Here is an 11609-nt window from a genome sequence, read left to right as displayed (position 1 = left end):
TGCCCGGCGCGGGGACATGTCAGAAGTGTGGGGCAGGCCGGAAGTGATTGGCCGAGGCTCAAATCGCCACTGTTGACCTAACCGGAACCGCCAGCAACCAACTCTGCGCGTGCATTTTAGGAGTTCGCCCAGAAACCAGGGTAGTATGGGTGTGGAGCGACAAATTCAGAAGGCCGCGAGAAAGGAGGCGTCTGATGTCGACCGAAGAAAACAAGCGCATCGTACGCCGGTTCTACGAAGAGATTGACAATGGCAATCTCGACGCCATGGATGAACTGGTTGCTGAGGACTATCAGGATCATAATCCCCCACCTTTTCCCGGATTACGGGTGGGACGCGACGGCCTCAAGCAGGTCTTCGAGATCTTCTGGAAAGCGACGCCAGGCTATCACAAAATCGAGGATCAAATTGCCGAAGGAGATAAAGTCGTCACACGCCTCACTTCCTACGGCAAGCATGAAGGCGACCTGCCCGGAGCTCCGCGCACCGGCAACGACTTAATGATGACCTCAATAACCATTCATCGCATCGCAAACGGCAAGCTCGCCGAGAAATGGGCGGAAAAGGACGTCATCGGATTCCTGAAGCAGATCGGTGTGATGCCTAGTTGATCTTCAACTGAACGCGGCGGAATGTCTGCGTGTGTGGCCCTTCGCGACCGTTTGCCGGGCGTTTGCCCGGCGCAGGACATGTCGGAAGTGTGGGGCAGACCGGAAGTCATTGGCCGAGGCTCAAATCGCCGCTGTTGACCCTGAGCGGACTCGCTCATCGGTAACAATTCCGAACGCCGCTGCGCGGTTGAGGGAACGATTTCGGATTCAGGACCTCGGAGGAGATCGAGTCAGGGGACCTTGCCACGGCAGGCCCATGCGACATTTGCAAAGGATCGCGGGCCATCGGGCCGGCCGGCCTCGTAGGCATCGCGCACGGCGGCATCGGTGCGCGCTCGCTCCGTAGCGTCGAGCGCTGCCACATACTTGCCGAGCGGCCCTTCGCCAGCGGCAATCGGAGCCCAATAGTCGGCAAAGTCTTGGTAGTCCATTCGGATCATCAGCTCGATTTCCGCAATGTCCACGAGACCCTGTTCCGCAAATGTCCGTCTCAGTTCGCCTGGCTGCATCATCGGTTGAAAGCAATAGCGACGGCGCAGCTCGCGTCCGCTTTCTCCGAGTGCCGCCACCGTGTCGACCATCATGCGCATGCCGGGCATGCCGCCGAGATGATCCCACACCGTTGCCGCGACCACGCCGCCCGACCGAACGGCACGGCGCATCTCGGCTACTGCCTTGCCGGCTTCGGGAACGAAGTGGAGCAAGAGAAGCGCCAAAGCGCGATCGAACGTGCCGCCCTCGAAGGGCAGGGCGCAGGCATCCGCCTGTCGGACTTTTATTCGTGGGTTTGTGTTGCGCCGGATCACCTCCTCGACAAAGACTGGTGAATAGTCGACCGCGGCAATCTCGGCGAGGTCGGCGGCTTTGGCTAGCGCGAAGGTCAGGCTTCCGGTGCCGCAGCCGACGTCGAGAATCCTTTCGCCGTCGGCAATTCCTGTGAAGTCGATGAATAGCGGCGCGAGTCTTCGGCTCCAGCGGCCCATGAGTTGCTCATAGCCCGCAGCGTTGTGGACGTTGAATTCCGAGGTCATCGAAGTCTCCATGCGCTTCCCAGATTGTTAGACCTCGTCTGCATGGCTACCAAGCCGCTAAAGCAATCGCATTGCAATCGCGGCAAATACGCCGTGCGGCTGCTCTATGATATGTATGAGAAGATCCGCCACGGCCGAGCTCCTTTCGACGGCTACCATGCCTCATCGAGGCCGAGATGCTCGAACACCTCGCGACGAAGCTCAACGAAGTGCGGATCGCCCCGGTGGCGAGGATAGGGTTGGCTGTTGACGACTTCGGCCTTGATCCGTGCCGGTCGCTCGCTCAGCACGATGATACGGCCGGCGAGCAAGAGTGCCTCCTCGACATCGTGCGTGACCAGCAGCGCCGTGAAGTTCGAGCGTTGCCAAAGTGATACGAGTTCCGCCTGCATCGCGATGCGAGTCAGGGAGTCGAGCTGGCCCAAAGGTTCGTCGAGAATGAGCAGCTTCGGGTCGTTGACGAGCGCACGCGCAAGAGCGGCGCGTTGCGCCATGCCGCCGGAAAGCTGGTGCGGGTAGGCATGGGCGAAGCCCGTGAGCCCCACCAGGCGCAACGCGTCCTCGATACGTCCGCGATGGGTGCGCAGCAACCCGCGGGCTTCCAGACCGAGCGCAACGTTGCTCCATACCGTCCGCCATGGATAAAGCGTGGGGTCTTGAAAAACGACGACGCGCGACGGATCGGGTGCTTCGATTTCGCTTCCCTCCGTTAGCAGGGAGCCGGCTGTTGGAGTGTCGAGCCCCGCGACCAGCCGCAGCAAGGTCGATTTTCCGCACCCACTCGGTCCCAGGAGCGCGACGAATTCGCCGCGGCCGACCTGCATGCTGATGCGGTCCAATACCGGCAGGGGCTGCCCTTCGAGATCGAAGCTATGGCTCACTTCGCGGAGCGTTAGCGTCGATCCACGGACCGCGTAATCGCTCGCGATTGCCGCTACCATCGCACTACACCTTTCTGCCAGGATAGCAGGCGGTCCCGCAAGCGGAACAGCAGCGTGATCAGCCCGGAGCACAAGAACGCCATGAGCAGCAGCGCGGCGTACATATTGGCGTAGGCCGCCCAACCCTGCGCCCATTGCAGATACCAGCCGAGCCCGGCCTTCACGCCCAGCATCTCGGCTACGACAAGAACCGCAAACGAGTTGCCGAGCCCCATGAACAGGCCAACAAAGACATGCGGCATTGCCGCCGGAATGGCAACCTTGAGCACGAGGAAGCGCTGGGTTGCTCCCAATGTCCGCGCAATATCGTAATAGGCGCTCTTCACGCAGGCGACGCCCGACCAGGTGAGCACGGTGACCGGAAACCCGGTGGCGAGCGCGATCAGGAAAATGCTGGCGCTGAAGCTCGACGGGAAAACGAAAAATGCAAGTGGCAGCCAAGCTGTCGCGGGCAGCGGCCCGATGAACCGCAAAACTGGGTGGATCCAATAACCGGCGAGCCGCGACCAGCCGATCGCGACGCCGGTTACGAACCCCACCGCCGCACCGAGAAAATAACCGGTCGCGAGCAGACGAGCTGAGGCGAAGATGCCCTGAGCCAGCCGCCCCCAATCGTCGATTACGACTTCGATGATCGCCTGCGGCGGTGGAAAAAATGGCAACGGCAGCAATCCGAGCTTTGCCGTGACGGTCTCCCAAGCAGCCAAAAACACCGCCAGCGCGAACAGCCACGGAAAAAACCGCTGGAGGCGCTGAAAAGCAACGAAACGAACGCCGACAAGGGCCGCCAAGGCAAGGACAAGGGCCAATGCGCCGCACGCAATGGCGAAGCCGCCCGTGTAGGCCCAATCGCTTTCGAGCTTATCTGGCCAGAACGCAGTGAGCGCGGCGACCATAGACCATGCGGCGGCCACAGACAGTCCGCCGATTAGCGACCGAGCTGTTGAACTTTCAAAAAAGCCGAAACCCGATTTCTCTGATGGCCTCGGCACTTCATCGATGACCGAGCTCACTGCAGATGTTCCCAATCGGCTCAGCTTAGAACGTCAAGATAGATGCGGTCGGCGAACTTGGCCGGGTCAGTGCTTCGCTTGATGACGTTCACTGCCTTGAGTTCATCGGTATAGAGTAGAAGTTGCTTCTTGAGTTCCGCCCCGACGGGATGCCTGTGGTGAGTATGGCTACGATACATTGTGGCGAGATCCTCTACGGACCCTCTCCCGCCGTAGCCCGAATAGATTGCCGCGGCATCGGCGGGATCGCTGGCAACTCGATCTGCCGCCTCCAGTATCGATCGTGTCAGAGCGGCCGCCACCGGCATTTCGCCTCGGGTGAGGCTGCCACGTATCGCGAGAACGCAGCAGGTGCGGTCGGCAAATTCACCCGATAAATTCGTCGCGATCTCGTTGAGTTTGCCTTCCTTCAGCCAGATGTAGGGCAGCGGATCTATCTCGGCTAGCGCCTGCACTTCGCCCTTCTCGACGGCAAGCGCGAGCAGATTGGCCGGGTACTGGCGCCACTCTACCTCTTGGGCCGGATCGATGCCCTTCTTGGCGAGATAGATCGAAAAGAAGTTCTTCGCCGGGCTCGCCTGATCGCTAATCGCGATAGCCTTGCCGCGCAGGGACTCCAGGCTGTCAATATTCGCGGCCTTGGAGCCGAGGAGCCGGATGCATCCGCCGTGCACACCCGCGGTGATCCGAACATCGAAACCTTGCTCCAACGGTTTGAGCCAGCGCAGGGCCAATCCCAAACCGGCATCGGCCTTGCCAGTCGCAATCGCCTCCAACAACTGGTCGGTCGAACCGCCGAAATTGACGAAATCGACATCGAGATTGTGCTTGGCGAAGAAACCCCGTTCTTTTGCGACCGGCGCAGCGACCGTGCACGCCGCGTTCGCGTTCCAGGCGAGCTTTAGGTGCCGGGGTGGGCCCTGCAACTCTTCGCTGTTCGCCGCGGTGCGGCAAATAAAAGGCGCGCCCGGAATATAAGACAGCGATCCAGTCCCGGATGCCGTCAGCGCGCGAGCCGCTCCGAACATCCCAAACGGCGCCGCGGCGCCGAGGGTGCAAACCAACGACAGCACCGAGCGGCGGGAGAAGGCGCCCCGCTTCGCTTCGGACAGATCTTTCGTTAAACTGTTGCCAATTTCGCGCTTTTCCATGTGTCGCTCCCAAACTCGCGTGTGAATGGAATGGAACTGGGTGGCGCTTTGCGGGGCCGTAGCTCCCCTCTCTTCGGGCATCATGCGAGCCCGTCTGCTACATAAGCGTGAAGCGATTCACATTACCGCAAAAAATTGAAAGCAGAAAGCTGCGCGGCGATTAAGGCCCCCCGTCAATCGTGTTGACCTGCTCAAGGCAGCGTCTGTCGCTTTTGACCGCGATCGGCGAGAGCGGATGATGGATCTTTCGGTGGGTGCGAACGCACCAGCATGTAGCCTTGCGCGAATTGAGGGATGCCTATTCCAACTATTATAGGGTGAGGCTGAACTTCTAACGTTAGGTCCAGCAGGCTCTGGAATAGTCGGATTGTCGCAGTAGAGGACTGACGATTCGTTCGGCTTTGCGCCTTTGACCCATGTCGACTTCCCGCTTCGCTTGCTTGATCGCGGGAATGCCTCAATTTTGCGGTCGGAGGTATCCTTCAAGGAGGTCGCATGATTACCGCCGTTGTACGATACAAACTGCCGCCGCAGATCGACTGCGCCGCGTGTCGCGAACACTTTCACAAGATCGCACCCAACTTCCGCGAGGTGACGGGGCTGATCAGCAAGCACTTCATCTGGTCCGAAAGCGGCTGGGCCGGCGGCGTGTACCAGTGGGAGCGCATCGAGGACGCCAAGGCGTTCTACACCGGGCCGTGGCTCGAGGGCATCATCCAACGCTACGGCATGAAGCCGCAGATCGATTTCTACGAGGTCTTTGCGGTGACAGACAACACGTGCGGCAAGGTTGAGCTGTTCAAGGAGGCCGTTGCCTCCAAATGACCCCTGAGCAGATCTCGCTGATCTGCTGTGCGAGAGGTGGCGGTCTGTCGCGCAGGCGAATGCCGGCGCTCACTTCCGCCTGTGGGGCGAGCTCTTGACGCATCCGGCGCGCCGCAGGCTGCGCCGCGACGCGCAGTGTCGCCTAGGCGAGGCGCACAAAGTCGCGCACGTCAGCTTTCGACGACCAAACGGAAATCCTACGATCAGTCAGAGCATTGCCGCTCGCGACCCAACTCCCACACGGCGACGTGCGTCGTCATGCAGCCGATTAACTCGATTTTACCCCCATTGAAGCCCCGAGCTGACGTTCGCCGTGCCGCTGGTCTCGAGGCACGGCGGCGTTCACGCGCGTCACCGCGCGCTGCCCGTGGTAAGCTCTTGCGAGTGCACCGGAATCATCAGGTGCTCATTGGGTTTGCCGGGGAACATGACATAAGGCTGGGTCGCGTCCTTGACGTCCAGATCGCGCGGATAGGGACTGAGCATCTCACGTGCTGCGCCCCCGACAATCATCACGTGCGGGCCGGTCTGGACCCAATGCTTGTGCGTGTGGCGTTCGGCATGATCATGATTGCTCGTGCCGGTGTCTCCGGCCAGCATGAAAATCAGGCCGATCTTGTTCGGCGGCTCCTGTTTGGCCTGTAGAGCTTTGCGCCATTCCATGGCGTTCTGGTCGTCGCATTCGGGCGTTCCGTCCGTGCCGATAAAGCACGTGAAACCGTTCGATCCGGTTTGGACGGTCTTAGAAGACCCATCCGCCTGCGGCATGGTGATCGTCGCGTTATTCACGACCGACGGCGGGGCGGCGGTCTTCACCTTGGCGATGTAATCTGGTTCGGTCTTCGGGACTTCCTCCGTTGGAAGAGCCGATGCCGAAGTGGTGGTGAAGGCTGCCAAAGCTACGCAGAACCCAACCGACGCGAGAGCATAGAATCTATTCATGGCTTACCTCCTGCAAGTGGGGCAACCGCACGAATTGTATACCGAAACCGAGCGGGTGCATCCTCCGAAAAGTATGGCAGGGAAATCTTCGAGTTCCGCCGCCGCCAAGTCGGGGGAAACTAGCTACCGTTGAGCTAGTGCATCAAAACAATCTTTAAGCGGACGCGACTTCACTAGAAGCTCAGCACCCACGTGCTCAACATGTCGATCACGGTCCAAAGACAGCAGAGACTCCTACCAAGGTGCGCCATGCGGGCGTGGCTTGCACGCCGTTGTAGTCGTTGACAACTGGGATGCCGACAAGCACGTAGCTCGACCAGTTATCAACCGTGAGCCGAAGACCCGGCGAAACGAAGATGGCGTTGCCGCCCGAATTGGGATCACTGATCCCGGCAATTCGCTGTCTGCCATGCCATTCGCCGTTGATCTCGAGTAGCGCATCGAGCGCAATGTGGCCGTGCGGTGCGGCGATAGTCGGAGCCTTGGTTACCATCGAGTGGCTACGACCAGCATGCGCATAAGCTTTCCGTGGATCGTGCGTATCCGGCTCGCTCGTGGTCTCGCCGAAAACCCGGTAAGAAAGCGCGGCGTTATAATGGAAACGGTTGCCAAGGTTGGTATTTTGCGTTCCGGTGCCAGTAGCAATCGCGAGCACGTTGGTATGGAAGCTCAACGCTGAGGTTAGACGCTGGCTTAACGCTGCGCCGAATAGCCCGTCCCAAGAGCCCGATCCCGGCTGAAATTCGGCCTCGAAGAGTTCACCGAACCTGTCAACGAGATCGGTTGTACCCGTCGGAGCCTTGACCCCAAACAGCACTGCCGCTTGCGTTCCGCTTACCTGATTGTTCACGAAGCGGTACTGTCCAAGTAGTGTGGCATCGCCAAATCCCGATGTATTGCCACGGTCACGCACCGCAGCCGGATCCGCCGGGTCTTCCTGCACGGCTTCGAGGATGCGGTGCGGCGTACCCACGGCAAGCGCACGGACACGGTGAGATCATTGGTGATACCACAGGCAAGCGCAACAGCGTAGCTCTCGACCGTTTGCAAACCATGGACGTCGTTGCCGACGTTCGCGAGCAGCGTCGGTTCGCTCAGTTGTTTGAGCCGCAGATAATCGACATAAGTTGAAGACGCGAACTGGCCCTCGTCGAGGGTGCCAGCGCCTATCGTGAAGATACCGCCTGCGCCACCGATATCGCCGATTCCGGGATGATGCGAGGATGCGTCGCTCACGCCAATGGTTATCGATCCAATCAGGGCCGCCGCGAACCGGAGGCGATTTGCCATGCTTGAAATCCCTATCCTACATTTTCCGCCGACCCTCGTGGAACGGTCCGGCGGACTTACAATAATTGCCGATCAGTTGCGACCGTTGTTTGATAGTGCGGAATTCTATCTCGACGGCGTATCGCTCGTAGGACACACGACGCGCGTATCAACAAGTGGCCTTCTGTGTCTAGGCTGGTAGAGAGCCACGTGAGCTTGACGGCGCTGCTCCGTCATGGATCGTTATCGGCCCATCGGCGAAGTGGCGGCTTGCCGCCTTGAGGTCTGCTCCGCGGGATCTAGCGGACCCGAATTGCTCAGGTTGAGTTTTTCGCATTTTAACCCTGATGGACCCGCATGCGGGCGCTGCGATAAATTGGAGGGCGTGGTAGACTTTCCGTCCCCTCGGTCCGGACTGGATAGCGTGAAGTCCCTAGGGGGCCGCGATGCAGCAGGTTGCCGACTGGCTCGAAAAGCTCGGCATGTCCGAGTACGCCCAGCGTTTTGCTGAAAACCGCATTGATTTCTTGGTCCTTCGTGAACTGACCGATCAGGACCTGAAAGAGCTCGGTGTCGTCCTCGGCGATCGCCGAAAAATATTGCGCGCGATTGCCGACATCGACGTTATCGAGAAGAACGCACCAGCCGCACCCGCCAGGGCGACTGCAGCGCAGCGTCGTACACCCATCGCGTCAGAGCCAATTCCCACCGCGACGCCACCGCCGATCTCCGCCGAGGCCAGCGGCGAGCGCCGCTATGTCACGGTGATGTTCTGTGATCTCGTCAGCTCGACCAGCATTTCCGCGCAGCTCGATGCCGAGGAGTGGCGCGACCTCGTCGGCGGTTATCTCGATGCCGCGTGCGCTGCGGCAACCGAAATGGGCGGCCATGTCGCCAAGAAGTTGGGCGACGGGCTCATGGTGCTGTTCGGCTATCCGGTGGCGCAGGAGAACGACGCCGAACGCGCGGCGCGGGCGGCGCTCTTGATCCAACGCGCACTCGCCGAGGTGAACCGCAAGGATACTGAGGCTGGCAAGCCAGCGCTTAACGCGCGCATTGGGATTGAAACCGGAGCGGTCGTGATCGATGCGGCGGGCGAGATTTACGGTGACGCGCCGAACGTTGCGGCACGGGTGCAAGCGCTGGCGGAGCCGGGTACGGTCGTGGTGACGGCGCGGGTGCAGCACCAGGTCGCCGGGCTGTTCGTCGTTGAGGACCGCGGCAGCCATGAACTTAAGGGCGTGCCGGAGCCGGTGACACTGTACCGGCTGGTACGGGCAAGCGGTGGCGGGCGCCGCGCGGGACAGCGCCATCTCGCGCCGCTGGTGGGTCGCGAAGAAGAGATCGCAATGTTAATGCGGCGCTGGGAGCGGGCGCGGCGGGGCGACGGTCAGTTGGTGATGATCGTGGGCGAGCCAGGATTGGGAAAATCCCGCCTGATCGAGGAATTCCACCCGCGGCTGCGCGAGGTGCCGCACACTTGGGTCGAATGGAGTTGCTCGCAGCTTCTGCCGAACACGCCGCTGCACCCGATCGCCGATTGGGGTCGGCAGCGCTTCGGCGGCGCCGACATACCCGCCGAGCGGCGTCTCGCGGACCTGGAGAATACGCTGGCGCTGGTCAAACTCGACCCGGCGGAGAATGTCACCTTGCTCGCGCCATTATTGGACATCCCCTTGCCGCAGGACCGTACGCCCACTTTAGAGCCGGAAGAATTGCGGCGCCGACAGCTGACAGCGCTCACCAATTGGGTCATGGCCGGCGCGCGAACTCAGCCGGTGGTGCTGGCACTTGAAGATGTGCACTGGGCTGATCCGACCACGCTCGAACTGTTGCGCGGCATCGCCGAACGCGGTGCGCTGGCGCCCTTGCTCGTTCTCAGCACCGCCCGGCCGGAGTTCCGGCCGCCATGGGGCATGCGCTCGCATCACAGCACAATCTCCCTGGCTCCGCTCGATCGCTCGCAGGTGCGCCAGATGGTCGGCGAGCTTGCCTCTCGCTATGCGCTGTCAAGGGAAGTGGTTGACGGCGTGACCGAGCGCACGGGCGGCGTGCCGCTGTTTGTCGAGGAGGTGACACGGCTCTTGCTGGAGAGCGGCGGGCGGGGCATCCAGGCGATTCCGCCGACCCTGCAGCAATCGTTGACAGCGCGGCTCGACCGGCTTGGCCCGGCGCGCGAGGTGGCCCAGATTGGTGCCGTTATCGGGCGCGACTTTTCCTACACACTCCTTCGCGCCGTAACCGCTATGGAGGACAGGCCGCTACAGATTGCGCTGGAACGGCTCGCCGAGGCGGACATTCTGCTGGTGCAGGGCCTACCGCCCGATGCCGATTATCGCTTCAAGCACGTGCTGATCCAGGATGCAGCTTATGAGAATTTGCTTAAGAGCCGGCGCCAGGTTTTGCACCGCCGCGTCGGCGAAGTGTTACGCGATGATTTTGCCGCCACCGCCGCGGTCGAGCCGGAACTGTTGGCGCATCACTTTACAGCGGCAGGACGCAGCGATGCCGCGGTCGAGTATTGGCAACGGGCGGGGGATTTGGCGATGGTGCGCTCGGGACACGCCGAGGCTATTCATCACTTTTCCGTTGCGCTGGACCTCTTGAGCAAGCTCGGTGACAAGCCCGATCGTGCAGCGAAAGAGTTGGAGTTATGCGTCAAGCTCGGGCCGGCCCTTATGATGGTGAAGGGGCCAGGGTCATCGGAGGTCGAAGCAATCTATAGCCGCGCCGTCGCTCTCGAGGCGGGTGAAGAAAATTCAGCGCGGTTCAAGGCGTTGTGGGGCCTCTACTATCATTCGATGAGCTCCGGTCGCTTGCGTGCGGCGACCGCTCATGCCGACGAGCTTCTCGGGCTCGCGCAGCGCTTGGGCGCTGATGATCTCGTCCTAGAGGGCCATCACGCGAAGTGGGCGACGTCGCTTTGGTGCGGCAACTTGGCCGCCGCAGGCGATCATTCTCAAAAAGGCATTTCACAATACGACTGCACCCGGCATCATGCTCTCGCGTTCGCGTTCAGCGGTCATGATCCTGGCGTGTGCGCTCACGCGGCCGGCGCGATCAACCTGGCGCTGTTAGGCTTCCCTCAAAAGGCAATGAAACTCAGTGCCGAGGCCGTCACGTTGGCTCGGAGCTTGTCCCATCCGTACAGCCTCGCCCTAGCAATGTGGTTCTGTGCGATCGTCCTTCAGATCGGCCGCCAGAGAGAATCCTGCCGCGAACTTGCAACTGAGCTGATCGAACTGTCGCGAGAGCACGACTTTCCCATGATGCGCGGCGCTGGGATCTTCTTCTTGGGGTGGGCGACCGCGGATGGCGGCGAACTCGAGCGCGGAATCGCTTCGATGGAACAGGGTCTCGCGCTCTTTTCGGCTGTCCGCCAAGTCACCAGACCTTACATGCTGGCCGTTTTGGCAAGCGCTAAAGCAGATCTCGGCAGGCCGGACGAAGGGCTCGAATTGTTAAAGGATGGGCTCGCCTTGACAGCGGTGAGCGGCGAAGTTTGGTGGCAGGCCGAAATGCACAGCCTTAGGGGTCGGCTGCTTGCGGCTTGCGGGCAAACCGACGAGAGCGAGGCCTGTTTTCGATGCGCAATCGAAGTCAGCCGCGGACAGAGTGCGAAGACGTTGGAGCTGCGTGCTGCCACAAGCCTCGCGCGGCTCTGGAGCGACCGAGGCAGGAACGCCGAAGCCCGCGATCTCCTCGCCCCCATCTACGGCTGGTTCACCGAGGGTTTCGGCACGCCCGACTTGCAGGACGCCAAAATGTTACTCGACGCGCTGGCGCCATGAGGGCGCCGATGCTCGCGAGGTCTGTAAGGAACGTC

General features: G+C 61.1%; 10 protein-coding genes. 3 read left to right on the top strand and 7 right to left on the bottom strand.

The annotated features are described in order from the left end of the window. The first annotated feature begins 194 nt into the window (after positions 1-194). Positions 195-611, top strand: coding sequence for an ester cyclase (locus BRAD3257_RS09605; RefSeq protein WP_122401584.1), 417 nt, complete (start codon positions 195-197; stop codon positions 609-611). Positions 612-841: 230 nt separating this feature from the next. On the opposite strand, the gene BRAD3257_RS09600 is transcribed toward BRAD3257_RS09605, so the two are convergent. From BRAD3257_RS09600 to BRAD3257_RS09585, 4 genes are all read right to left on the bottom strand, one after another. Continuing rightward, complete coding sequence (locus BRAD3257_RS09600) at positions 842-1642, bottom strand: class I SAM-dependent methyltransferase (RefSeq protein ID WP_122406461.1); 801 nt, start codon at positions 1640-1642, stop codon at positions 842-844. A 152-nt stretch (positions 1643-1794) separates the two neighbouring features. Continuing rightward, complete coding sequence (locus BRAD3257_RS09595) at positions 1795-2583, bottom strand: ABC transporter ATP-binding protein (protein WP_122401623.1); 789 nt, start codon at positions 2581-2583, stop codon at positions 1795-1797. After that, entirely contained in the window at positions 2577-3596 is a 1020-nt protein-coding gene (locus BRAD3257_RS09590) for an ABC transporter permease (RefSeq protein WP_244607908.1), read from the bottom strand. Before BRAD3257_RS09590 ends, BRAD3257_RS09595 begins: the two co-directional genes overlap by 7 nt. Positions 3597-3616: 20 nt before the next feature. After that, entirely contained in the window at positions 3617-4747 is a 1131-nt protein-coding gene (locus BRAD3257_RS09585; RefSeq protein ID WP_244607907.1) for an ABC transporter substrate-binding protein, read from the bottom strand. Positions 4748-5242: 495 nt separating this feature from the next. On the opposite strand from BRAD3257_RS09585, the gene BRAD3257_RS09580 reads away from it, so the two are divergent. Next, on the top strand, positions 5243-5572 hold the full coding sequence (locus tag BRAD3257_RS09580) for a hypothetical protein (protein WP_122401621.1): 330 nt from the start codon (positions 5243-5245) through the stop codon (positions 5570-5572). A gap of 351 nt (positions 5573-5923) precedes the next feature. Here BRAD3257_RS09580 and BRAD3257_RS09575 read toward each other — a convergent pair whose 3' ends face one another. From BRAD3257_RS09575 to BRAD3257_RS40615, 3 genes are all read right to left on the bottom strand, one after another. Beyond that, positions 5924-6514: a hypothetical protein gene (locus BRAD3257_RS09575; RefSeq protein ID WP_129146347.1), complete on the bottom strand. Its 591-nt coding sequence runs from the start codon at positions 6512-6514 to the stop codon at positions 5924-5926. 208 nt (positions 6515-6722) lie between these two features. Then, on the bottom strand, positions 6723-7364 hold the full coding sequence (locus BRAD3257_RS09570) for a transporter (RefSeq protein ID WP_244607906.1): 642 nt from the start codon (positions 7362-7364) through the stop codon (positions 6723-6725). Continuing rightward, a complete protein-coding gene (locus BRAD3257_RS40615) occupies positions 7361-7804 on the bottom strand; it encodes a hypothetical protein (RefSeq protein ID WP_197711539.1) in 444 nt (147 codons plus the stop codon). Before BRAD3257_RS40615 ends, BRAD3257_RS09570 begins: the two co-directional genes overlap by 4 nt. Before the next feature lie 425 nt (positions 7805-8229). Here BRAD3257_RS40615 and BRAD3257_RS09565 point away from each other — a divergent pair, with 425 nt between their 5' ends. Then, positions 8230-11574 carry an adenylate/guanylate cyclase domain-containing protein gene (locus tag BRAD3257_RS09565; RefSeq protein WP_122401618.1) on the top strand — a complete coding sequence of 1115 codons (3345 nt, stop codon included), beginning with the start codon at positions 8230-8232 and terminating at the stop codon, positions 11572-11574. Positions 11575-11609 lie beyond the last annotated feature (35 nt).

This window comes from Bradyrhizobium vignae (assembly GCF_900324035.1).
GTDB classification, from domain to species: Bacteria; Pseudomonadota; Alphaproteobacteria; order Rhizobiales; family Xanthobacteraceae; genus Bradyrhizobium; species Bradyrhizobium vignae.
Note: the sequence above shows the minus strand (reverse complement) of the source record. Positions and strands in the feature narration are given on the sequence as shown.

Coding starts and splice junctions, on each gene's coding strand:
- BRAD3257_RS09575 (WP_129146347.1), bottom strand. CDS start 6,514: ATGAATAGATTCTATGCTCTCGCGTCGGTTGGGTTCTGCGTAGCTTTG.
- BRAD3257_RS09585 (WP_244607907.1), bottom strand. CDS start 4,747: ATGGAAAAGCGCGAAATTGGCAACAGTTTAACGAAAGATCTGTCCGAA.
- BRAD3257_RS40615 (WP_197711539.1), bottom strand. CDS start 7,804: ATGGCAAATCGCCTCCGGTTCGCGGCGGCCCTGATTGGATCGATAACC.
- BRAD3257_RS09600 (WP_122406461.1), bottom strand. CDS start 1,642: ATGACCTCGGAATTCAACGTCCACAACGCTGCGGGCTATGAGCAACTC.
- BRAD3257_RS09565 (WP_122401618.1), top strand. CDS start 8,230: ATGCAGCAGGTTGCCGACTGGCTCGAAAAGCTCGGCATGTCCGAGTAC.
- BRAD3257_RS09605 (WP_122401584.1), top strand. CDS start 195: ATGTCGACCGAAGAAAACAAGCGCATCGTACGCCGGTTCTACGAAGAG.
- BRAD3257_RS09580 (WP_122401621.1), top strand. CDS start 5,243: ATGATTACCGCCGTTGTACGATACAAACTGCCGCCGCAGATCGACTGC.
- BRAD3257_RS09595 (WP_122401623.1), bottom strand. CDS start 2,583: ATGGTAGCGGCAATCGCGAGCGATTACGCGGTCCGTGGATCGACGCTA.